Origin of the sequence: Microbispora siamensis, from assembly GCF_016863095.1 — a bacterium.
Taxonomy (GTDB): domain Bacteria; phylum Actinomycetota; class Actinomycetes; order Streptosporangiales; family Streptosporangiaceae; genus Microbispora; species Microbispora siamensis.
This window is the reverse complement of sequence record NZ_BOOF01000012.1, coordinates 1-21,167: the sequence shown is the minus strand read 5'-3', so window position 1 is coordinate 21,167 and position 21,167 is coordinate 1. Positions and strand designations below refer to the sequence as shown.

20 protein-coding genes and 2 riboswitches are annotated in these 21,167 nt (G+C 74.3%); of the genes, 12 read left to right on the top strand and 8 right to left on the bottom strand.

The features are described from left to right. The first annotated feature begins 50 nt into the window (after positions 1-50). From Msi02_RS12525 to Msi02_RS12505, 5 genes are read left to right on the top strand one after another with little or no spacing between them, the layout of a single operon-like run. Positions 51-1,544: a cobyric acid synthase gene (locus Msi02_RS12525; RefSeq protein WP_204048507.1), complete on the top strand. Its 1,494-nt coding sequence runs from the start codon at positions 51-53 to the stop codon at positions 1,542-1,544. Next, complete coding sequence (locus tag Msi02_RS12520) at positions 1,544-2,116, top strand: histidine phosphatase family protein (protein WP_204048506.1); 573 nt, start codon at positions 1,544-1,546, stop codon at positions 2,114-2,116. The genes Msi02_RS12525 and Msi02_RS12520 overlap by 1 nt, the downstream gene beginning before the upstream one ends. Next, the gene (locus Msi02_RS12515; RefSeq protein WP_204048505.1) at positions 2,113-4,116 is read left to right on the top strand and encodes a VWA domain-containing protein; all 2,004 of its coding nucleotides are present in this window, start codon (positions 2,113-2,115) and stop codon (positions 4,114-4,116) included. The genes Msi02_RS12520 and Msi02_RS12515 overlap by 4 nt, the downstream gene beginning before the upstream one ends. A gap of 1 nt (position 4,117) precedes the next feature. Further along, the gene (gene cobO / locus Msi02_RS12510) at positions 4,118-4,720 is read left to right on the top strand and encodes a cob(I)yrinic acid a,c-diamide adenosyltransferase (protein ID WP_139572288.1); all 603 of its coding nucleotides are present in this window, start codon (positions 4,118-4,120) and stop codon (positions 4,718-4,720) included. Then, positions 4,717-6,063, top strand: coding sequence for a cobyrinic acid a,c-diamide synthase CobB (locus Msi02_RS12505; RefSeq protein WP_204048697.1), 1,347 nt, complete (start codon positions 4,717-4,719; stop codon positions 6,061-6,063). The genes cobO and Msi02_RS12505 overlap by 4 nt, the downstream gene beginning before the upstream one ends. Here Msi02_RS12505 and cobN read toward each other — a convergent pair. Then, positions 6,021-9,632 carry a cobaltochelatase subunit CobN gene (gene cobN / locus Msi02_RS12500; RefSeq protein ID WP_204048504.1) on the bottom strand — a complete coding sequence of 1,204 codons (3,612 nt, stop codon included), beginning with the start codon at positions 9,630-9,632 and terminating at the stop codon, positions 6,021-6,023. The two genes, Msi02_RS12505 and cobN, sit on opposite strands and share 43 nt — an antisense overlap. Before the next feature lie 53 nt (positions 9,633-9,685). After that, a riboswitch (cobalamin riboswitch) is annotated at positions 9,686-9,808 on the bottom strand. Positions 9,809-9,880: 72 nt separating this feature from the next. On the opposite strand from cobN, the gene cobG reads away from it, so the two are divergent. From cobG to Msi02_RS12485, 3 genes are read left to right on the top strand one after another with little or no spacing between them, the layout of a single operon-like run. Further along, positions 9,881-11,047 (top strand): precorrin-3B synthase, encoded by a 1,167-nt coding sequence (cobG, locus tag Msi02_RS12495; protein ID WP_204048503.1) that lies wholly within the window; start codon positions 9,881-9,883, stop codon positions 11,045-11,047. A 10-nt stretch (positions 11,048-11,057) separates the two neighbouring features. Beyond that, positions 11,058-11,690 carry a precorrin-8X methylmutase gene (locus tag Msi02_RS12490; protein ID WP_444543489.1) on the top strand — a complete coding sequence of 211 codons (633 nt, stop codon included), beginning with the start codon at positions 11,058-11,060 and terminating at the stop codon, positions 11,688-11,690. A gap of 6 nt (positions 11,691-11,696) precedes the next feature. Next, the gene (locus Msi02_RS12485; protein ID WP_204048501.1) at positions 11,697-13,193 is read left to right on the top strand and encodes a precorrin-2 C(20)-methyltransferase; all 1,497 of its coding nucleotides are present in this window, start codon (positions 11,697-11,699) and stop codon (positions 13,191-13,193) included. Here the strand turns inward: Msi02_RS12485 and Msi02_RS12480 are convergent. From Msi02_RS12480 to cobF, 4 genes are read right to left on the bottom strand one after another with little or no spacing between them, the layout of a single operon-like run. Beyond that, positions 13,181-13,933 (bottom strand): cobalt-precorrin-6A reductase, encoded by a 753-nt coding sequence (locus Msi02_RS12480; RefSeq protein WP_204048500.1) that lies wholly within the window; start codon positions 13,931-13,933, stop codon positions 13,181-13,183. The genes Msi02_RS12485 and Msi02_RS12480 overlap by 13 nt on opposite strands. Then, positions 13,921-14,673, bottom strand: coding sequence for a precorrin-4 C(11)-methyltransferase (gene cobM / locus Msi02_RS12475; protein WP_204048499.1), 753 nt, complete (start codon positions 14,671-14,673; stop codon positions 13,921-13,923). The genes Msi02_RS12480 and cobM overlap by 13 nt, the downstream gene beginning before the upstream one ends. Continuing rightward, positions 14,670-15,890 (bottom strand): precorrin-6y C5,15-methyltransferase (decarboxylating) subunit CbiE, encoded by a 1,221-nt coding sequence (gene cbiE / locus Msi02_RS12470; protein WP_204048498.1) that lies wholly within the window; start codon positions 15,888-15,890, stop codon positions 14,670-14,672. The genes cobM and cbiE overlap by 4 nt, the downstream gene beginning before the upstream one ends. After that, on the bottom strand, positions 15,887-16,645 hold the full coding sequence (cobF, locus tag Msi02_RS12465; protein ID WP_204048497.1) for a precorrin-6A synthase (deacetylating): 759 nt from the start codon (positions 16,643-16,645) through the stop codon (positions 15,887-15,889). The genes cbiE and cobF overlap by 4 nt, the downstream gene beginning before the upstream one ends. 63 nt (positions 16,646-16,708) lie before the next feature. Beyond that, a riboswitch (cobalamin riboswitch) is annotated at positions 16,709-16,872 on the top strand. Positions 16,873-16,903: 31 nt separating this feature from the next. Here cobF and Msi02_RS12460 point away from each other — a divergent pair. Together Msi02_RS12460 and Msi02_RS12455 are read left to right on the top strand one after the other, a co-directional pair. Continuing rightward, positions 16,904-17,116, top strand: a complete 213-nt coding sequence (locus Msi02_RS12460) for a CbtB domain-containing protein (protein WP_204048496.1) — start codon at positions 16,904-16,906, stop codon at positions 17,114-17,116. A gap of 20 nt (positions 17,117-17,136) precedes the next feature. After that, a complete protein-coding gene (locus Msi02_RS12455; RefSeq protein WP_204048495.1) occupies positions 17,137-17,883 on the top strand; it encodes a CbtA family protein in 747 nt (248 codons plus the stop codon). Between the two features lie 10 nt (positions 17,884-17,893). Here Msi02_RS12455 and Msi02_RS12450 read toward each other — a convergent pair whose 3' ends face one another. Both Msi02_RS12450 and Msi02_RS12445 read right to left on the bottom strand, forming a co-directional pair. After that, the gene (locus Msi02_RS12450; protein ID WP_308441802.1) at positions 17,894-18,739 is read right to left on the bottom strand and encodes an NAD-dependent protein deacetylase; all 846 of its coding nucleotides are present in this window, start codon (positions 18,737-18,739) and stop codon (positions 17,894-17,896) included. Between the two features lie 30 nt (positions 18,740-18,769). Then, positions 18,770-19,327, bottom strand: coding sequence for a YceI family protein (locus tag Msi02_RS12445; protein ID WP_204048494.1), 558 nt, complete (start codon positions 19,325-19,327; stop codon positions 18,770-18,772). Positions 19,328-19,412: 85 nt separating this feature from the next. On the opposite strand from Msi02_RS12445, the gene tsaA reads away from it, so the two are divergent. Next, entirely contained in the window at positions 19,413-19,832 is a 420-nt protein-coding gene (gene tsaA, locus Msi02_RS12440; protein ID WP_239108353.1) for a tRNA (N6-threonylcarbamoyladenosine(37)-N6)-methyltransferase TrmO, read from the top strand. 78 nt (positions 19,833-19,910) lie between these two features. On the opposite strand, the gene Msi02_RS12435 is transcribed toward tsaA, so the two are convergent. Beyond that, on the bottom strand, positions 19,911-20,351 hold the full coding sequence (locus Msi02_RS12435; RefSeq protein ID WP_204048493.1) for an HNH endonuclease signature motif containing protein: 441 nt from the start codon (positions 20,349-20,351) through the stop codon (positions 19,911-19,913). A gap of 531 nt (positions 20,352-20,882) precedes the next feature. On the opposite strand from Msi02_RS12435, the gene Msi02_RS12430 reads away from it, so the two are divergent. After that, positions 20,883-21,167: hypothetical protein (locus Msi02_RS12430; RefSeq protein ID WP_373308264.1), on the top strand; the 285-nt coding region annotated here is incomplete at its 3' end.

Sequence of the window (21,167 nt, the reverse complement as noted above, 5' to 3'; positions counted from 1 at the left end):
CCGTCGGACCTTCTACCGGGGGCGCGGACACCCCCAAAGGGGGACATGCCATGGCCGTGGCGCCCGGCGGCGGCCTGCTCGTGGCGGGCACCACCTCCGATGCCGGAAAGAGCGTGCTGGTGGCCGGCCTGTGCCGATGGCTGGCCCGCCGCGGCGTACGGGTCGCGCCGTTCAAGGCGCAGAACATGTCGCTGAACTCCTACGTCACCGCCGACGGCGCGGAGATCGGGCGGGCGCAGGCCGTGCAGGCGGCCGCCTGCGGCCTGGAGCCGACGGCCGACATGAACCCGATCCTGCTCAAGCCTGGCAGCGACCGCCGTAGCCAGGTCGTCGTGCGCGGACGGCCGGTCGCGGACGTGGACGCCCTGGAATACGGCGCGCGACGCGACGAACTGCGTGCGATCGCCGTGGAGTCGTACCGGCGGCTGGCCGGCGAGTTCGACGTGGTGATCTGCGAGGGGGCGGGGTCCCCCGCCGAGATCAACCTCCGGGCGGGGGACATCGCGAACATGGGGCTGGCCAGAGCCGTCGGGCTGCCGGTGATCGTCGTGGGCGACATCGACCGCGGCGGCGTCTTCGCGCACCTGTACGGCACGGTCGCCCTGCTCGACGCCGACGACCAGGCGCATATTTCCGGATTCATCGTGAACAAGTTCCGGGGCGCGCGGGAACTGCTCGCGCCGGGGCTGGACATGATCGAAGGGCTGACCGGGCGCCGGGTCTACGGGGTCGTGCCCTGGCTCGACGGGCTCTGGATGGATGTCGAGGACTCGCTGTCGCTCGACAACCGGCCCGGGAACCCGGGGAGCGCGGCAGTGGACGGCGCGTTGCGGGTGGCCGTCGTGCGGTATCCGCGCATCTCCAACTTCACCGACGTGGACGCGCTGGCCGCCGAGCCGGGGGTCACGGTCAGCTTCGTCACGTCACCCGCCGCCTGCGCCGACGCCGACCTGCTGGTTCTGCCGGGTTCGCGGGCCACGGTGCGCGATCTGGCCTGGTTGCGCGACACCGGCATCGCCGACCTCGTCGTCCGCAGGACGGGTCCGGTGCTCGGGATCTGCGGCGGCTACCAGATGCTCGCCCGCACCATCACCGACCACGTGGAGTCCGGCGCGGGCACGGTGCCCGGCCTGGGGCTGCTCCCCGCCGACGTCGCGTTCGCGCCGGAGAAGACCCTCGGGCGGCCGGTCGGCGAGGGCTATGGGCATCCGGTACGCGCGTACGAGATCCACCACGGGATCGTCACCCGCGACGGCGGCGAGCCGTTCCTCGACGGGTGCCGCGCCGGAAACGTGTGGGGCACGACCTGGCACGGCGCGCTGGAGAACGACGGGTTCCGGCGGGCCTTCCTCGGAGAGGTGGCGCGGGCGGCGGGGCGGGAGTTCCAGGGTGATCCGTCGCTGTCGTTCGCGGGGCTGCGGGAGGCGCGGCTGGACGCGCTCGGGGACCTGGTCGAGCGGAACGTCGACACCGAGGCGCTGGTCTCGCTCATCGAGCGGGGGCCCACGCCGGGCCTGCCGACCCTGCCTCCCGGCGCGGTCTGATGCTGATCATCCGCCAAGCGGGGACGCCGGGCACGCGCCGCGCCTGTTTCCCCGCGCGCGAGGACGCCGATCCGTCGGCGCTGGCGCGGGCCGCCACGCTGAACTTCCGCGATCTGGCCCTCCCCGATGACGCGGTGGTCTTCGCCGCGCCGTGGCCCGCGGCGGTGGCGACCGCGCGGGCCGTGTCCGGGCGGGAGCCGGTCGTGGCCGGCGCGCTCGCCGAGGCCGATTACGGCACGTGGGCGGGACGGCCGTTCGCGGAGATCGCGGAGGCCGACCCCGAGGGGCTCGGCGCCTGGCTGACCGACCCCGGCGCCGCCCCGCACGGCGGGGAGAGTCTCGCCGAGCTGGGCGCGCGGGTGGCCGCGTGGCTGGAGTCGGTACACCAGGACGCGGCCCGCGTGGTCGCCGTCTGCGACGCCGGGCCCATCCGAGCCGCGCTCGCGCACGCGCTCGGCCTGACCGCGACGCGGGCCGCGTCCTTCGACATCGCCCCGCTGTCCTGCACCGCGCTGGCCGCCCGGCATGGCGGCTGGCGCATCGCGTACGTCAACCGGAAGGCCGCCCTGTGAACCCCTCCTATCCGTTCAGCGCCGTCGTCGGGCTCGCCGATCTGAAGCTGGCCCTGGTGCTGAACGCGGTCTCCTCCCGGGTCGGCGGCGTTCTCGTCCGCGGGGAGAAGGGGACCGCGAAGTCCACGATCGTGCGCGCGCTGGCGGCGCAGTTGCCGCAGGTCGCAGTGGTGTCGGGGTGCCGGTTCCGCTGCGATCCCGAAGCGCCGGACCCGGGCTGCCCGGACGGTCCGCACGAGCCCGACGCGGCCGCGGCGCTGCGTCCGGCGTCCCTCGTCGAGCTTCCGGTGGGGGCCTCGGAGGATCGGCTGGTCGGTTCGCTCGATCTGGAGCGGGCGCTGACCGAGGGCGTGAAGGCGTTCGAGCCGGGGCTGCTCGCGGCGGCGCATCGCGGCGTGCTCTACGTGGACGAGGTCAACCTGCTGCACGACCACCTCGTGGACCTGCTGCTCGACGCGGCCGCGCTCGGGGTCTGTTACGTCGAACGGGAGACCGTCTCGATACGGCACGCCGCGCGGTTCCTGCTCGTGGGGACCATGAATCCGGAAGAGGGCGAACTGCGGCCGCAGTTGCTCGACCGGTTCGGGCTGACCGTGGAGGTGCGCGCGACGCGGGAGCCGGACGAGCGGGCCGAGGTCGTGCGGCGGCGGTTCGCGTTCGACGCCGATCCGGAGGGGTTCGCCGCGCGCTGGGCCGCGGAGGAGGCCGCCCTGGCCGCCCGGATCGCGCGTGCCCGTGCCGTCCTCGGGTCGGTACGGCTGCCCGACTCGCGCCTACGGCAGATCACGGCCGTCTGCGCGGGGTTCGAGGTGGACGGGCTGCGGGCCGACCTCGTCACGGCGCACGCGGCGGTCGCGCACGCGGCCTGGCAGGGCCGGGACGTGGTGATCCGGGAGGACGTCCGGGTGGCGGCCCGGCTGGCACTGCCCCACCGGCGCCGCCGTGATCCGTTCGACGCGCCCGGCTTGGACGAACGTCTTCTCGACGAGCTCCTGGACCGGACCGAGCCCGAAACCCCCGAGGACCCCGAGGGCCCCGAGGGTCCCGACGACTCCGGCGGGCCCGGCCCCGGCTCCCGCCGTCCCGGGGGACATGATGGCTCCGGTGGCTCGGGGGCCGGCGACGGCGCCCCCGACCGCGCTCCCGAAGGGGCTCCGGGCGCCCCAGAAGGGCCGGGCTCCGCCACCGGCTCCGGCGACCGCCCCCAGGACGTGGCGGCGGCCGGCGCCCCCTTCCGCGTTCCCGTTTTCAAGGTGGCCGGAGTCGGGGCGGGCGTGGCGGGGCGGCGGTCGAGCGGCCGGGGACGGCACGGCCGGACGATCGGGACCCGCGTCCCGACGGGCACCGGCCCCGCCGCCGTCGACCTCCCCGCGACCCTCCTCGCCGCCGCCCCGCACCAGCTCCGCCGCGGCAGGCGCGGCCCCGGCCTGGTCCTCACGCGGGACGACCTCCGCGAGCCCGTCCGTGAAGGCCGCGAAGGCAACCTCGTCCTGTTCGTCGTGGACGCCAGCGGCTCGATGGGCGCGCGCAGGCGGATGACGGCCGTCAAGACGGCGGTGCTGAGCCTGCTGCTGGACGCGTACCAGCGCAGGGACAAGGTCGGCCTCGTCGTCTTCCGGGGCGCGGGCGCGACGGTCGCGCTCCCCCCGACCTCGTCGGTCGAAGCGGGCGCGGCCCGCCTCCGCGCGCTCCCGACGGGTGGCCGCACCCCGCTCGCCGAGGGGCTGGCCACCGCCGCCGGCGTGCTCCGCGTGGAACGGCTCCGCGACCCCGATCGCCGCCCTCTGCTGGTCGTCGTGACCGACGGCCGCGCGACCTCGGGCGGCGACGTGACCCGCGCGGCCGCCGCGCTCGCCGGTGTGACCTCGGTGGTCGTGGACTGCGAGAGCGGCCCGGTCCGCCTGGGCATGGCGCAGGCGCTCGCCCTGCGACTGGGCGCGCGGGTGCTCCCGCTGGAGTCGCTCGGTGATCTCGTACGCGATCGAAGGAAGGCGGGCTGACATGCCGCAGGGCAAGCCGGAGAACGTACCGGACGACGGCCTGACGACCCGGCAGCGCCGGACGAGGCCGCTGCTCATGGTCCACACGGGTCCGGGGAAGGGCAAGTCGACGGCCGCGTTCGGGATGGCGCTGCGCGCCTGGAACCAGGGCTGGCCGATCGGCGTGTTCCAGTTCGTGAAGTCGGCCAAATGGCGGGTCGGCGAGGAGCGCGCGCTGACCGTGCTGGGCGCGAGCGGTGAGGGCGGCACGGTCGCCTGGCACAAGATGGGCGAGGGGTGGTCGTGGATCCAGCGGCCGGGCACCGAGGCCGACCACGCGGCCGACGCGCGCGAGGGCTGGGAGCAGATCAAGCGCGACCTCGCGGCGGAGACCTACCGGTTCTACGTACTGGACGAGTTCACCTATCCGCTCAAATGGGGATGGATCGACCTTGACGACGTGATCTCGGCGCTCGCCGGCCGGCCGGGTTCGCAGCATGTCGTCATCACCGGCCGCGACGCCCCGGCGGGGCTCGTCGAGGCCGCGGACCTCGTCACGGAGATGGGCAAGGTCCGCCACCCCATGGACGCCGGGCAGAAGGGTCAGAAGGGCATCGAGTGGTGACGGGCGTCCCGCGTCTCGTGGTCGCGGCCCCGGCCTCGGGAAGCGGCAAGACCACCGTGGCCACCGGGCTGATCGCGGCGCTGGCGGCGCGCGGGCTGCGCGTCGCGCCGTTCAAGGTCGGGCCCGACTACATCGACCCCGGTTATCACACGCTGGCCGCCGGACGTCCCGGCCGCAACCTCGATCCCTGGCTGACCGGCGAGGACCGGGTGACGCCGCTGTTCCTGCACGGTTCGGCGGGCTGTGACATCGCGGTCGTCGAGGGCGTGATGGGGCTGTTCGACGGGCGCGGCGAGGGCGACTTCGCCTCGACCGCGCACGTGGCGCGGCTGCTCGGCGCACCCGTGGTGCTCGTCGTGGACGCCGGCAAGCAGAGCAGGTCGGTGGCGGCGCTGGTGCACGGGTTCGCGACGTTCGACTCGCGGGTGCGGGTCGCGGGCGTGGTGCTGAACCGTCTCGGGTCGGCGCGCCACGAGGAGCTGTGCCGGGCCGCGCTAGAGGAGACCGGGGTCCCGGTGCTGGGGGCGGTCCACCGCGACGACGACGTGATGACGCCGTCGCGGCACCTCGGGCTGGTCCCGGCGGCCGAGCGGCTGCCCGCCGCCGTGTCGGCGGTGGACCGGCTCGGCGCGCTCGTGGCGGGCGCGTGCGATCTGGACGGTCTCGTACGGCTCGCCGCGACGGCGTCCCCGCTCACCGGACGACCGTGGGATCCGTCGGACGGACACGAGCCCGGCCAACGGCGGGTGGTGGCGGTCGCGGGCGGTGCGGCGTTCACGTTCGGCTACGCCGAGCACGTCGAGATGCTCGCCGCCGCCGGGGCCGAGGTCGCCGTGTTCGACCCGGTACGCGACGAGTCCCTGCCCGAGGGCGCGTCCGCGCTGGTCGTGGGCGGCGGTTTCCCCGAGGTGTACGCGGCGGAGCTGTCGGCCAACGAGCGGCTGCGTGGCGAGGTGGCGGCCTTCCGCGGCCCGGTGGCGGCCGAGTGCGCGGGCCTGCTCTATCTCTGCGAGGAGCTGGACGGCCGTCCGATGTGCGGCCGGGTGCCGGGCGTGGGGCGGATGACCGACCGGCTGACGTTGGGCTACCGCGACGCCGTGGCCGTACGCGACACGCTGCTGACCCGGCAGGGCGAGCGGTTCCGCGGCCACGAGTTCCACCGGACCACGGTCACCGGCGGCGGGCGGCCCGTCTTCCGCTGGCGGGGCGGGGCCGACGGGGCCGGCGACGCCCGGCTCACCGCGTCGTACCTGCACCTGCACTGGGCGGGCGCGCCGCAACTCGCGCGGCGGCTGCTGGCCTACGCCGAGCCCTCCTCCAGGTCGCCCTCGATCGCGAGGTAGGCCTCGCGCAGCCCGGCGAGCACGTCGGGATCGGGGTGCTCCCACATGCGCCGCTCGGCGGCCTCCAGCAGGCGCTGCGCGATGCCGTGCAGCGCCCACGGGTTGGACTTCGCCATGAAGTCGCGGTTGACCGGGTCGAGCACGTACGCCGAGGCGAGCGTGTCGTACATCCAGTCGGCGACGACGCCGGTGGTGGCGTCGTAGCCGAACAGGTAGTCCACGGTCGCGGCCAGCTCGAACGCGCCCTTGTAGCCGTGGCGGCGCATCGCGGCGAGCCAGTTGGGGTTGACGACGCGGGCGCGGAAGATCCGCGCGGTCTCCTCCGACAGGGTCCGGGTGCGGACGGCGTCGGGGCGGGTGCTGTCGCCCACGTACGCGGCGGGCGCGCGGCCCGTCAATGCGCGGACGGTCGCGATCATGCCGCCGTGGTACTGGAAGTAGTCGTCGGAGTCGGCGATGTCGTGTTCGCGGGTGTCCACGTTCTTGGCGGCGACGGCGATGCGGCGGTAGGCGTTCTCCATGTCCTCGCGGGCGGGCTCGCCGTCGAGGTCGCGGCCGTAGGCGTAGCCGCCCCAGACGGCGTACACCTCGGCGAGGTCGGCGTCGTCGCGCCAGTTGCCGCTGTCCATGAGCGGCAGCAGGCCCGCGCCGTACGCGCCGGGACGCGACCCGAACACGCGCAGCGTCGCCCGCCTGGCGTCGCCGTGCGCGGCGCGGTCGGCGTCCACATGGGCGCGCACGTAGTTGTCCTCGGGACTTTCGCCCAGCCCCGCGACGAGCCGGACGGCGTCGTCGAGCATCGCCACCACGTGCGGGAACGCGTCCCTGAAGAACCCGCTGATGCGCACCGTCACGTCCACGCGCGGGCGGCCCAGCTCCTCCAGCGGCACCGGTTCGAGCGTGGTGACGCGCCGCGACGCCTCGTCCCAGACGGGCCGTACGCCGAGCAGCGCGAGCACCTCGGCGATGTCGTCACCGGCGGTGCGCATGGCGCTGGTCCCCCAGACCGACAGCCCGACCGAGCGCGGCCACTCGCCGGTCTCCGCGCGGTAGCGGGCCAGCAGGGAGTCGGCCATGGCCTGCCCGGTCTCCCAGGCGAGGCGGCTCGGCACGGCGCGCGGATCGACGGAGTAGAAGTTGCGGCCCGTCGGCAACACGTTGATCAGCCCGCGCAGCGGCGACCCGGACGGCCCGGCGGGCACGTATCCCCCGGCGAGCGCGTGCAGCACGTGGTCAAGTTCGTCGGTGGTACGCGCGAGCCGCGGCACCACCTCGGTCGCCGCGAACGTCAGCACCCGCGCGACCGCCGGGTCGTCCGTGACGCCGGCGACGGCGGCCGGGTCCCAGCCGCGTTCCTCCATGGCGGTGACGAGCGCGCGGGCCTCGGCCTCGACGCGGTCCACGGCGCCGGTCGAGGCGCTGCCGTCCTCGGTCAGGCCGAGCGCCTCACGCAGGCCGGGCAGGGTCTCGCGGCCGGCCCACATCTGGCGGGCGCGCAGCATGGCCAGCACGAGGTTCACGCGGGCCTCGCCGGTCGGGGCCGTGCCGAGGACGTGCAGGCCGTCGCGGATCTGGGCGTCCTTGACCTCGCAGAGCCAGCCGTCCACGTGCAGGATGAACTCGTCGAACTCGGCGTCGTGCGGGCGCTCGTTCAGGCCGAGGTCGTGGTCGAGGCGGGCGGCCTGGATGAGGGTCCAGATCTGGGCGCGGATCGCGGGCAGCTTCGCCGGGTCCATCGCCGCGATCGTCGCGTGCTCGTCGAGAAGCTGCTCCAGGCGGGCGATGTCGCCGTAGGTCTCGGCCCTGGCCATCGGCGGCACCAGGTGGTCCACGAGCACGGCGTGCGCCCGGCGCTTGGCCTGGGTGCCCTCGCCGGGGTCGTTCACCAGGAACGGGTAGACGAGCGGGAGGTCGCCGATCGCCGCGTCGGTGGCGCAGGACGCCGACAGGCCCGCCGACTTGCCGGGCAGCCACTCCAGGTTGCCGTGCTTGCCGACGTGGACCACGGCGTGCGCGCCGAACCCTGTGCCTTCCCCGGTGCCTTCCCCGGCCGACAGCCACCGGTAGGCCGCCAGGTAGTGGTGGCTCGGCGGCAGGTCGGGGTCGTGGTAGATCGCGATCGGGTTCTCCCCGAAGCCGCGCGGGGGCTGCACCATCACCACGACGTTCCCGCTGCGCAGCGCCGCGAGCACGATGTCGCCGTCGTGGACGAACAGCTCGCCGGGCGGGGCGCCCCAGTGGCGTTCCACGTCGGCGCGAAGGTCGCCGGGGAGGGTTTCGTACCAGGCGCGGTAGGTCTCGGCGGGGATGCGCACGGGGTTGGCGGCGAGCTGCTCCTCGGTGAGCCAGTCCTGGTCCTGCCCGCCCGCGGCGATGAGCGCGTGGATCAGCGCGTCGCCGTCCTGCTCGGCCTGGCCGGGGAAGCCGTCGCCGAGGTCGTAGCCCTCCTCGGCCAGGCGGGCCAGCAGTCTGACCGTGCTGGCCGGGGTGTCCAGGCCGACGGCGTTGCCGACCCGCGAGTTCTTCGTCGGGTAGGCCGACAGCATCACGACGAGCTTCTTGTCCTGCGGGGGAACGTGACGCAGCAGGCCGTGCCGGACGGCGATGCCCGCGACCCGGGCCGCGCGTTCGGGGTCGGCGACGTAGACGGTCAGGCCGTCGTCGTCGATCTCCTTGAACGAGAACGGCACCGTGATGATCCGTCCGTCGAACTCGGGGATCGCGACCTGCGAGGCGGCGTCCAGCGGGGACAGGCCGTCGTCGTTGGCCTCCCACTCGGCGCGGCCGGTGGTCAGGCACAGGCCCTGCAGGATGGGCACGTCGAGGTCGGCGAGCGCGCCGACGTCCCAGGCCGCGTCGTCCCCGCCCGCCGACGCGGTCGCGGGGCGCGAGCCGCCCGCCGCGAGCACGGTCACGACGAGGGCGTCCGCGCGGCGCAGCACGTCGAGCAGCTCGGGCTCGGCGGTGCGCAGGGAGGAGCAGAAGACCGGCAGCGCCCGGCCGCCGGCGTCCTCGATCGCGTCGCACAGCGCGGTGACGAAGCCGGTGTTGCCCGCCATGTGGTGCGCCCGGTAGTAGAGCACGCCGATCACCGGGCCGTCGCCGGGCCGGGCGTCGCGTTCGAGGACGCCCCAGGTCGGGGTGGCTGCCGGGGCCGCGAAGCCGCGGCCGGTCAGCAGCACCGTGTCCGACAGGAACGCGTGCAGCTCGGCGAGGTTGGCGGGGCCGCCGTGCGCCAGATAGGCGTGCGCCTCGGCGCACACGCCGCCGCTCACCCCGCCGCTCACCGTGGACAGCTCCATCAGCTCGGCGTCCGGGGCCTGTTCGCCGCCGAGGACGACCACCGGACGCGGACCCGCGAGCAGGGCGTCCAGCCCGTCCTCCCAGGCGCGCCGCCCGCCGAGCAGCCGGACGACCACGAGGCCGGCCCCCTCGACCAGCGCGGGCAGGTCGTCCACGGCGAGCCTGGCCGGGTTCCCCAGCCGGTACGCCGCCCCGCTGGCGCGCGCGCTCAGCAGATCGGTGTCCGACGTGGACAACAGCACGATGAGTGGCTCGTCCGCGCGCATGGCAGGGTCCTCCCTCGGGGTCCTCGCCCCGGGTCGTGGCGGCGCGACGGCAGGAGTCTCCTGGCTCCCGGATCGACGCTCACCCCGGCCTTCCCGTCTTCCGACAGTGGCCTTGTGGTGGGGTTCGCTCCCCGGTCACAGTGGCGGGACCGCGCCGGATTCGCACCGGCTTCCTCCGCTTGCCATCGCTCACCGCAGACCTTACGGGACGGAGGCCCTATCGGAAAACTGGCGTTAGCATCCTGCCTGTGGTCATAGGCAACCTTTCCGGACGCGCGCCTCGGGACGCCTGCCCCGGCGCGCTCCAGGTGCACGCCGCCGCGGACGGGGCGCTGGCCCGCGTCCGCGTGCCCGGCGGCGCCCTGACCACGGACGCGCTGCGCGAGCTGGCCGCCTGCGCCGGGGAACTGGGCAACGGGGTCATCGAGCTCACCTCACGCGCCAACGTCCAGGTGCGCGGGCTGGCGGACCCGGCCGCGTTCGCCGCGCGGATGGCCGCCGCCGGGCTGCTGCCCTCGACGACCCACGAACGCGTGCGCAACATCGTCGCCTCACCCCTCAGCGGCCGGTCGGCCACGGGCGTCCTCGACGTCCGGCCGCTGGTGACGGCGCTGGACGCGGGCCTGTGCGGGCGTCCGGCGCTGGCCGACCTGCCCGGCCGGTTCCTGTTCGCGCTCGACGACGGCACCGGCGACGTCCTCGGGCTCGGCGCGGACGTGACGCTCGCCGGCCACACCGGCGGCGGACTGACGCTCCTGCTCGCGGGCGAACCGGTCGGCTCGGTGACCGCCGGCGACGCGGTCGCCGTCGCTCTCGCCGCCGCTGAGGCGTTCCAGTCGGTACGCGGGGACGCCTGGCGTGTGGCCGAACTCCCCGGCGGCCCCGCGACCATCGCCGCCCGCCTTCCCGGTGCCGTGCCCGTGGCCAGGCCCGTGGCCGCAGCGGCTGCCGAACCGCGTAAGGGCGGGGTGTTTCCGCAGGTGGACGGGCGGGTCGCGGTGGACGTGATCGTGCCGCTCGGCAGGCTCACCACCGCGCAGGCGGGCCTGCTCGCCGACCTGACCCCCGCCGAGGTGCGGCTGACGCCGTGGCGTACCGTCGTGCTGCCCGATCTGGTCCCCGAGGCGGCCGGGCCGGTGACCTCCGCGCTCACCGGAGCGGGGCTGGTGACCGATCCCGCGTCCCCGTACGCCAGACTGTCGGCCTGCACCGGGCGGCCCGGCTGTGCAAAGGCCCTGGCCGACGTCCAGGCCGACGCGCTGCGCTGGGCGGAGTCCGGCACACCCGTCCTGCCCGGTGAGCCCGTGCCCCGTGCCTCTATGCATTGGGCCGGGTGCGAGCGCCGCTGCGGCCGCCCGCGCGGGCGGGTCGTCGACGTTGTCGCCACGCCCGGCGGCTACCGCGTGAGCCACTGAACGAACAGGGGTGTCCGTGCCCGAGCACGACTACGTCCGCGACGGAGCGGAGATCTACCGGCGGTCGTTCGCGACCATCAGGGCCGAGGCCGACCTGACGGGCCTGCCCGACGACGTGGCCAGGGTCGCGGTCCGCATGATCCACGCCTGCGGCATGACCGACCTGGTCGCCGACCTCGACTACTCCCCCGGCGTGGTCGCCGAGGCACGCGCCGCGCTGCTGGCGGGCGCGCCCGTGCTGTGCGACGCGCAGATGGTCGCCTCCGGCGTCACCAGGAAACGCCTGCCGGCCGCCAACGAGATCGTCTGCACGCTCGGCGACCCCCGGGTGCCCGCCCTCGCCGAGCGGCTCGGCACCACGCGCAGCGCCGCCGCCCTCGATCTGTGGCTCGACCGTCTCGACGGCGCGGTCGTGGCCGTCGGCAACGCCCCGACCGCGCTGTTCCGGCTGCTCGAACTGGTCGCGGAGGGCGCGGGACGGCCCGCCGCCGTGCTGGGCGTCCCGGTCGGCTTCATCGGCGCGGCCGAGTCCAAGCGCGCCCTCGCGGCGTCCGGCCTGGAGTTTCTGGTTGTCCACGGCCGCCGGGGCGGCAGTGCCATGACGGCGGCGGCGATCAACGCCATCGCCAGCGAGCAGGAGTGACGTGACGTGACAGGTACCCTCTACGGCGTCGGCCTCGGCCCCGGCGACCCCGAACTGATGACGGTGAAGGCCGCCCGCCTCATCGGCGCGGCCGACGTGATCGCCTACCACGCCGCCCGGCACGGCCGCAGCATCGCCCGCTCGATCGCCGCCCACCACATGCGCGACGGCCAGATCGAGGAGCTGCTCCAGTACCCGCTCACGACCGAGACGACCGACCACCCCGGCGGCTACCAGGGCGCGCTCGACGACTTCTACGCCGACTGCGCGACCCGGCTGGCCGCCCACCTGGACGCCGGGCGCGACGTCGTCGTCCTGTGCGAGGGCGACCCGCTCTTCTACGGCTCCTACATGCACATGCACAAGCGGCTGGCGCACCACTACCCGGCCGAGGTCGTCCCCGGCGTCACGTCGATCGCGGGCGCGTCGGCCGTGCTCGGCCGCCCGCTGGTCGAACGCGACGAGACGCTGACGGTCCTGCCCGGGACCCTGCCCGCCGACGTGCTGGCCGAGAAGCTGCGCGGCACGGATTCCGCGGCCGTGCTCAAGCTGGGCCGCACGTTCGAGAAGGTGCGCGACGCCCTCGCCGAGGCGGGCCGTCTCAACGAGGCCTGGTACGTCGAACGCGCCACCACCGACGCCCAGCGCGTCGCCCCCCTGAAGGACGTGGACCCCGGCCAGGTGCCGTACTTCTCCCTGGCGCTGGTCCCGAGCCCGGCCCAGCTCACGTTCGTACCGGAGACCACGGGACGCACCGGTCCCGGCGAGGTCGCGGTCGTCGGCCTCGGCCCCGCCGGACGGCCCTGGCTGACCCCGGAGGCGCAGGAGGTCCTCGCCGCGGCCACCGACCTGGTCGGATACGGCCCCTACGTGGACCGCGTCGCGCCCAACCCGCGGCAGACCCGGCACCGTACCGACAACCGCGTCGAGGCCGAACGCGCGCGTCACGCGCTCGAGCTCGCCCTCGCCGGGGCGCGGGTGGCGGTCGTGTCGTCCGGCGACCCGGGCGTGTTCGCGATGGCCAGCGCGGTGCTGGAGGCCGCCGCCGACCCGCGTTACGCGGACGTCCCGGTGCGGGTGGTGCCCGGCCTGACCGCCGCGCAGGCCGTGGCGAGCCGGGCCGGCGCGCCGCTCGGCCACGACTACTGCGTGCTGTCGCTGTCGGATCAGCTCAAGCCGTGGGAGGTGGTCGCGGACCGGATCTCCGCCGCGGCCCGCGCCGACCTGGTGCTCGCGATCTACAACCCGGCGTCCAAGACCCGCACCTGGCAGGTCGCCGCGGCCCGCGACCTGCTGCTCGAACACCGCGACCCGGCCACGCCCGTGGTCGTCGGCCGCGACGTCGGCGGCGCGCACGAGTCGGTCACGGTCACCACGCTCGGCGACCTCGACCCGGCCACCGTCGACATGCGCTGCCTGCTGATCGTCGGCTCGTCCACCACCCGCGTCGTCGAACGCGTCGGCCGGGCGACCGTCTACACCCCGCGCCGCTATCCCGTGTGATTTTCCGCGTGATCGCGCACCCAGGTGACGGCGTCGGCGACGTCCGTCACTTGGGTGACGCCGCCGGGTGCCGGTGGCCGGTCCACCATGACGACCGGCAGCCCGAGCTCGCGCGCCGCGACCAGCTTGGCGCGGGTCAGTTCCCCGCCGCTGTCCTTGGTGACCAGCACGTCGAGCCGGTGCTCGGCGATCAGGGCACGCTCCCCCGCCACCGTGTACGGCCCCCGGTCGAGGATCACGTGGACGTTCGCGGGCACCGGCGGCTCCGGCGGGTCCACCGACCTGGCCAGGAACCACAGCCCGGCCAGCGGCGCGAAGACCGGCAGGCTGCGGCGGCCCGTGGTCAGGAACACCCGGTCGCCGAGGCCGGGCAGCGCGTCCGCCGCGGCCTTCAGTGACGGCACCCGCAGCCACGCGTCTTCCGGCCCCTCCGACCAGCCGGGACGCCGCAGCCCGAGCAGCGGCACCCCGGTCGCCGCGCACGCGCGCGCCGCCGATTCGCTCATCGTCCGCGCGAACGGATGCGTGGCGTCCACCACGGCGCCGGGGCCGTGCGCGCGGATCCACCGGACGAGCCCCTCCGGGCCGCCGAAGCCGCCCGATATGACCTCGCCCACCGGCAGCCGGGGGTCGGCGACCCGCCCGGCCAGCGACGACACCACCCGGAGACCGGGCAGGGCGACCAGCCCGGCCGCCAGCGCCCGCGCCTCTGCGGTGCCGCCGAGGATCAGGACGAGCACGCCCGTTCCCGCTCGGCCGAGTAGAGGTGGCTGTCGCGGAACTCGTGCGCCGCCAGCGCCCGGCCCACCACGATGACGGCGGTCCGCTTGATCCCCGCGGCGATCACCCGGTCGGCGATGTCGTCCAGAGTGCCCCTGATGATCTCCTCGTCGTCCCGGCTGGCCCGCGCGACGACCGCAACCGGGCAGTCCGCCCCGTACGCGGGCAGCAGCTCGGCCACGACGGCGCCGATCCGCTGCACGGCCAGGTGCAGCACCATCGTGGCGCGGCTGGCCGACAGCGTCGCGAGGTCCTCGCCGGGCGGCATCGGGGTGGCGCGCGCCGACGTCCTGGTCAAGATGATGGTCTGGCTCACCTCGGGCACCGTCAGCTCCCGCCCCAGCGCCGCTGCGGCGGCCGCGAAGGCGGGCACCCCGGGGATCACCTCGTACGGCACACCGTGCGCGTCGAGCCTGCGCATCTGCTCGGCGACCGCGCTGAACAGCGAGGGATCGCCCGAGTGCAGCCGCGCCACGTCGAGCCCGGCGGCGTGCGCCGCCGTCATCTCGGCGATGATCTCGACCAGGGTCAGGTTGGCGGTGTCGACGAGCCGCGCGCCGGGCGGGCAGTCGGCGAGCAGGTCCCGTGGCACGAGCGATCCCGCGTACAGGCAGACCGGGGCCGCCTGCAGGGCGCGCAGCCCGCGCACCGTGATGAGGTCGGCCGCGCCGGGCCCCGCACCGATGAATCGAACCGTCACTGCTCGCGCTCCTTCCGCGCCGTCCAAATGGTCACCGGCATCAGGGGACGCCACCCGGTGAAGCCGCCCACCGGCGAGGCGCGCTGCACCGACAACCGCACGAGGTCCCCGCCGAGCCGCGCGTGCCATCTGGCGAGAACCGCCTCCGACTCCACGGTGACGGCGTTCGCGACCAGCCTGCCGCCCGGGGCGAGGGCGGCCCAGCAGGTCTCGACCACGCCGGCCCCCGTCACGCCGCCGCCTACGAAAACGGCCGCCGGGGCCGGCAGCCCGTGGAGCGCGTCCGGCGCGGCGCCGGTGACGACCCGCAGGCGCGGCACGCCCAGCGCGTCCGCGTTGTGCCTGACGCGGTCCGCCCGTACGGGGTCACGCTCGACGGCGACGGCCTCGCATGAGGGGTGGACGCGCAGCCACTCGATGGCCACGCTCCCCGAACCCGCTCCCACGTCCCACAGCAGCTCGCCCGGCAGGGGCGCCAGCTTGGCCAGGGTGACCGCGCGCACCTCCTGCTTGGTCAGCTGCCCGTCCGACTCGTACGCATCGTCCGGAAGCCCGCAAGCCCACCCCAGTGGCTCGGCGTCCGGGACGTCGGCGCAGGTCACGGCCACGATGTTCAGGGCCGGCATCGGCTCGGCGTCTGGCCAGGCGGCGGCCGTGCCGTCGTGGCGCGATTCGGTCGCCGCGCCGAGATCGCCGAGGACGGTGACGCGGCTCGCCCCGTACCCCCGCTCGGTCAGCAGGGCGGCGACCCGCGCGGGCGTGCCCGCGTCCGCGCTGAGGACGAGGACGCGGCGGCCCGGCGCGAGCGCGGCGGTCAGCGTGGCGAGCGGACGCCCGACCAGGCTGACGGTCTCGACGCCCTCGGCGGGCCAGCCGAGCCGCGCGCAGGCCAGCGTCACCGACGACACGTGCGGCAGCACGCGCAGCCGCTCGGGTCCGAGCAGCCGGGCCAGCGTCGCACCGACCCCGAAGAACATGGGATCGCCGCTCGCCAGCACCACGACCGCGCGTTCCGCGTGCGCGTCGAGCAGCCCAGGCAACCCCGCGACCAGCGGCGACGGATACGGCACCCGCTCGGGGGCCACCGACGCGGGCAGCAGCGCGAGCTGCCTGGCCGACCCGACCACGACGTCCGCCGCGATCAGTTCGGTGCGCGCCGCGTCGGTGAGACCGGCCCAGCCGTCCGCGCCGATCCCGACGACCGACACCGGCCTCATCGAGCGGGCTTCCTGAGCAGGTAGGTGTCCATGACCCAGCCGTGCGTCTCGCGCGCCTCCGTCCTGAGCCGCCGGATCTCGCCGGCGACCTCGCGCACCGGCCCGGCGAGGAGGATCTCGTCCTCGGTCCCGACGTACGCGCCCCAGTAGACGTCCGCGTCGGCGGCCTCCGGCAGGTCGGCGAACGCGCATCCCGCGTCGAGCATCACCACGATGTCGTCGGCGGCCTCGACGTCGGCGGGCAGGCGGCGGCCGGTCGTGATGTGCAGCGGCCTGGCGACCCTGGTCAGGCTGACGCGGTGCCGCGCGGCCAGCGCCGACACGCTGCTGATCCCCGGGATCACTTCGTAGTCGAACGGTTCCCCGCCCCTGGCCAGGACGTCCTCGACGATGGCGATCGTGCTGTCGTACAGGGCGGGGTCACCCCAGACGAGGAACGCGCCGACGCCGTCCTCGGGCACCTCGTCGGCGATGAGCCGCGCGTAGACGTCTGCCCGGCGGGCCCGCCAGTCGGCCACCGCCTCCACGTACGCGCCGCTCGTCCGGTCCCGTTCCGGGTCACGTGCCTCCACCACCCGGTACGGCTCCCGCGCGTGGGCCGCGATCAGCTCGCGCCGCAGCCGCACCAGACCGTCCTTCGCGGCACCCTTGTCGAGCAGGAAGAACACGTCCGCCGATGCGATCGCCGCGGCGGCCTGGAAGGTGAGGTGGGCTGGGTCCCCGGCGCCGATGCCGATGATGAGGACGCGCTTCATGGTCACGAGTATGGACCACGGCTTGACGTACTTTTGCAGACGGTGCACGCTCTAGAGGACAAATACATACAGAGGCGACGGTGCGCAGGAACCTGGTGCGAATCCAGGACGGTCCCGCCACTGTGACCGGGGAGTGTCCCCGCTTGTGACCACGGCCAAGACGGCTGGAAGGTCGGGCGACACGACGAGCCGGGAGTCAGGACACTGACCCGTTGTCCTCCGTCACCGGGGCGAGCGACCCCGTGAGGAGAAAGTCATATGGCTCAGCCTGCCATTCCCGCATCCCGGCCCTTGCCGGTCACCATCCCCGTACGCGAGATCCTGCCGTGGGCGGTCTTCGCCGCCGTGGTCGGGCTCATCCTGATCTACTTCGTCGGCGCGGAGCAGGGCGCCACCCACCTCATCAGCGGTCACACCGTGCACGAGTTCGTGCACGACGGCCGCCACCTCCTCGGCTTCCCCTGCCACTGAGGCACCGCCCGATGCCCACCATGCGCTCCTTGCTGGTGCGCGGCATGCTCGTCGGCCTCGTGGCCGCGCTGCTCGCGTACGTCGTGGCCTGGTTCGCCGGCGAACCCCAGGTCGCCGCGGCCATCTCCATCGAGGAGGCCAAGGCCGCCGCAGCCGGGGAGGCGGCCGAGCCCGAACTCGTCAGCCGGACCGTCCAGGAGACCGCCGGCCTGCTGACCGCCCTGCTCGTCTACGGCGCCGCGCTCGGCGGCTTCTTCTCCATCGCGTATGCCTTGGCCCACGGCCGCCTCGGCGCCCTCGGCGCCCGCGCCACGGCCCTGGCCGTCGCGGCCGCCGGGTTCGTCGTCGTGTACGTGACCCCCATCCTGAAGTACCCGCCCAATCCCCCGGCCGTCGGCAACCCCGACACCATCGGCCGCCGGACCACGCTGTACTTCGCGATGATCCTGATCGCGCTGCTGGCCGCCGCGGTCGCGACGTACGCGGGCCGCGCCCTGTCGCCCCGGTTGGGCGGCTGGAACGCGACCCTCGCCGGCATCGTCGTCTACGCCGTCCTCGTAGGCGTCTCGTACGCTCTGCTGCCCCGGATCGACGAGGTCCCCGGCGACTTCCCGGGCGACACCCTCTGGTGGTTCAGGGTGTCGTCGTTCGGCGTCCAGTTCGTCCTGTGGGCCGCCATCGGACTGCTGTTCGGCGGCCTCACCGAGCGTTTCCTGCGCCAGGGCGCCCGCGCCGAGGCGCTGCTGCATCCGGCCGGAACAGCCTGACTCCCCTCGACTAACGGAGAGCCTCCAGAAGGGCGGTGAGGGTCGCGCCGAGCGGGGCGTCGAAGGTCATCAGCGCCTCGCCGTCGCCCCGGGTCGGCCCCTGGTTGATGATCGCGACGGGAATCGAGTGGGCGGCGGCACGCCGGACGAACCGGTATCCGGACATGACGGTCAGCGATGACCCCAGGACGAGCAACAAACCGGCCCGCTCGGTCAGCGCGTAGCACTCCTCGACCCGTGACGGCGGCACGTTCTCGCCGAAGAACACCACGTCGGGCTTGAGCACGCCGCCGCAGCCCTCACAGTCCACCGTGCGGAACGTCTCGATCTCGTCGGCGGACAGGACGGCGTCGCCGTCCGGGTTGATCATCTCCGAGCTGGCCTGCCAGCCGGGGTTGGCCGCCCGCAACCGCCGGTCGAGCGCGTGCCGCGAGGTGCGGTGGCCGCAGGCCAGGCAGCGCACCCGGTGCAGGCTGCCGTGCAGTTCGACGACCCCGTGCGCGCCCGCCGCCTGGTGCAGGCCGTCCACGTTCTGGGTGATGATCCCGGCGACCAGGCCGCGGCGCTGCAGTTCGGCGACCGCGCGGTGCCCGGCGTTGGGCGCGGCGTCCACGATGTGACGCCATCCCAGGTGGCTGCGCGCCCAGTAGCGCCTGCGGGCGGCGGCGCTGCTCACGAAGGTGTGGTAGGTCATCGGCTCGGCATTGCGCCTGCGGCCGGTCTCCCCTCGGTAGTCCGGGATCCCGGATTCGGTCGACAGGCCGGCCCCGCTGAGGATAACCACCTCGCCGTCGGCCAGGAGATCGGCCAGCATGCCCCACCGCTCGGCGGTCCCCGCGTCGCGCACCACAGTCACGCATCCATGGTGCCCCACACAACGCACATGTCAGCCCCGCCCCTCCCCCAGCCGTACGTCGAAGATGACCTCGACCTCGTCGCGCAGCTTGAGCGCCCCGAAGAACGCCGAGTAGGGGCGGATGCCCCACTCGGACTGCACGACGGTCGCCCGGCCGCGCGCCCGCCCGTCCGCGATCGCGCCGTCCACCGTGACCGGCCGCGTGACGCCCGCGATCGTCAGGTCGCCCTCGACGCGGAACGCCTCGGGATCGCCCTCGACCCGGGTCGACCGGAACGTGACCAGAGGGTGCTGATCCGCCTTGAGGACCTTGTCGCGCATGTTCTTCTCGATCTCGACGCGGTCGGAGTCGGTGAGCGGCTTGACCCCGCCCGTGCCCTCCCGGACCCGCATCGAGGCCACCTCGGCCTCCACCGTCACCCGGCAGCCCGCCGGGTCGTCCGGCGTCACCACCGCCTCGCCCCGCCACCGGGTGACCTCGATCGTCAGATCGTGCCCGGCCTTCGCGCCCAGCCCGGCGCGGCCGGTGAGGACCAGGAGCCGGCCGGACCTCGGCCCCAGCGCGTACGTGCCCGCCTCGACGTCCATTTCGTGGGCATTCCCGCGAAACGGGCCGGAGATGTCGGCACCGGATGACATCGTGGTGATCCAATCGCCCCGAAGGAGAAGGATCATGACTGAGCCCGTGACGTTCACCGTGCGGCCCGTCGGCGTCGTACGGTCCGTGCTGACCGATCGCGCCGATGCCCCGCGCCAGGGGCGCGAGGGGGCGCCGGACGCCTGGTTGGAGGTCGACCCGGCCGTCACGGAGGCGCTTGACGGGGTGACAGTGGGCGACGAGGTGCTCGTCCTCACCTGGTTCCACCAGGCCGACCGCGAAACCCTGCGGGTCCACCCGCGCGGGGAGACGAGCAATCCGTTGGCCGGCGTGTTCGCCACGCGCTCCCCGGACCGCCCCAACCCGATCGGCCTGCACCGGGTCACGGTCCTCGAGGCGGACCCGGCGCGAGGCCTGCGCGTGCATCCACTGGAGGCCATCGACGGCACTCCTGTAATCGACATCAAGCCGGTGCTGGACGCGGTCGAGCGATGACAATCCCGCGGGCCCCTTTACATCGTAGATTTCCTCGTGGATTTCTTCGCGGTCCCGAGGCCGTGCCACAGGGGCCCCCTAGATCCGTAGTCGCCGGGCTCTTATGTGGGTGGGGTGGTAGGTGAAGGCCCAGCGGTCGGTGCCTTCTTTGCGGCGGGTGTAGCGGTCGGGGTGGCGGTAGCGGTCGCGGTTGTGGAACTGGCAGGCGGGGCCGAGCAGTTTCAGGTCGGTCAGGCCGCCGGTGCTCCAGTTGTCGGCGTGGTCGATCTGGCACATGGTGGCGGGCAGGGGGCAGCCGTCGATCCAGCAGGTGGCGTAGCGGGCGAAGATCGCGCGTCGTTGGGCGGGGGTGGCCAGGCGGACCTTGCGGCCCATGTCCAGCACCTGCCCGTCGGCGTCCATGACCAGGCGCACCAGGGTGCTGGTGCGGGCGAGGCGGTGCACGCTGGAGACGGGCAGCATCTGCCCGGTCGCCAGCAACAACCCCGGCGCCGTCCCCAGCAACGCCCCCGGCAGCACTCCCGATGACGCTCCCAGCGCCGTCCCTGACGCCGTTCCCGGTGTCCGCGGCGTCCCCGGTGCTGCCGACGAGCACCGTGTGTTGCGGCCGCACGCGCATCCGCTCTCGCCGTGCCCCCGCTGCCCGTGGCCGTGGTCCTCACGCGTGCCCTGCCCGTGCCGGCACTCCCCCGCAGGCCGATGCCCGGCGTGGGTGTGATGCACGGCTGTGTCCTCGGGAGGAGGATCCGGCTGGGCTGTGGCCGGAGGCGCGGTGTTCGGAGGCACTGCGGCCGAAGGCGCGGTGGTTGGAGACGCGGTGTTCGGAGGCGCGGTGGTGGGAGGCGCTGTGTGCGGGCGCGCGCTGCCGCCATGTGCGGGGCATGCTGATGCGCGCCTGGCGTGCATAGCTCCAGCCTGGACCGCACCACGATCGCCGTCTCCGCCCTTGTTCGGCGCGGTGTCGTCGCCCTCGCCAGAGGCCATACTCGTGTCAACATCGCCCTCGGCAGAGGCAGTGCTCGCGGTGTCGCGCTCGCTGGCCTGCTGCTCATGGACCCCGCACCCACCGGCCCCATGCTCATGGGTCTCGTGCCCCCCAGCCCCATGCTCAACGGCTCCGGGGTCGCGAGACTCCTCATCGCGGAAGGCGGTGGTGGCACGGTCGGCACTCTCGGCAACGGGACCCGCGGCTACATCTGCCTGTGCCTCTGCCCCTGCATCGGCAGTGCCGGGGTCGTCGGCGCTTCCGGTGCCGCTCGGGGTGCAGCCGCGGGTGTCTTCGGCAACGCTGGGGTCGCTGGTGTCTTCGGGGTCGGCAGGGAGGGATTCGGCGGT

What these genes read in the sequence shown, in the direction of transcription:
- Msi02_RS12525 (WP_204048507.1), top strand. Translation starts at nt 51, where the DNA reads ATGGCCGTGGCGCCCGGCGGCGGCCTGCTCGTGGCGGGCACCACCTCC.
- Msi02_RS12520 (WP_204048506.1), top strand. Translation starts at nt 1,544, where the DNA reads ATGCTGATCATCCGCCAAGCGGGGACGCCGGGCACGCGCCGCGCCTGT.
- cobO (WP_139572288.1), top strand. Translation starts at nt 4,118, where the DNA reads ATGCCGCAGGGCAAGCCGGAGAACGTACCGGACGACGGCCTGACGACC.
- cobN (WP_204048504.1), bottom strand. Translation starts at nt 9,632, where the DNA reads ATGCGCGCGGACGAGCCACTCATCGTGCTGTTGTCCACGTCGGACACC.
- cbiE (WP_204048498.1), bottom strand. Translation starts at nt 15,890, where the DNA reads ATGAGGCCGGTGTCGGTCGTCGGGATCGGCGCGGACGGCTGGGCCGGT.
- cobF (WP_204048497.1), bottom strand. Translation starts at nt 16,645, where the DNA reads ATGAAGCGCGTCCTCATCATCGGCATCGGCGCCGGGGACCCAGCCCAC.
- Msi02_RS12460 (WP_204048496.1), top strand. Translation starts at nt 16,904, where the DNA reads ATGGCTCAGCCTGCCATTCCCGCATCCCGGCCCTTGCCGGTCACCATC.
- Msi02_RS12455 (WP_204048495.1), top strand. Translation starts at nt 17,137, where the DNA reads ATGCGCTCCTTGCTGGTGCGCGGCATGCTCGTCGGCCTCGTGGCCGCG.
- Msi02_RS12445 (WP_204048494.1), bottom strand. Translation starts at nt 19,327, where the DNA reads ATGGACGTCGAGGCGGGCACGTACGCGCTGGGGCCGAGGTCCGGCCGG.
- tsaA (WP_239108353.1), top strand. Translation starts at nt 19,413, where the DNA reads ATGACTGAGCCCGTGACGTTCACCGTGCGGCCCGTCGGCGTCGTACGG.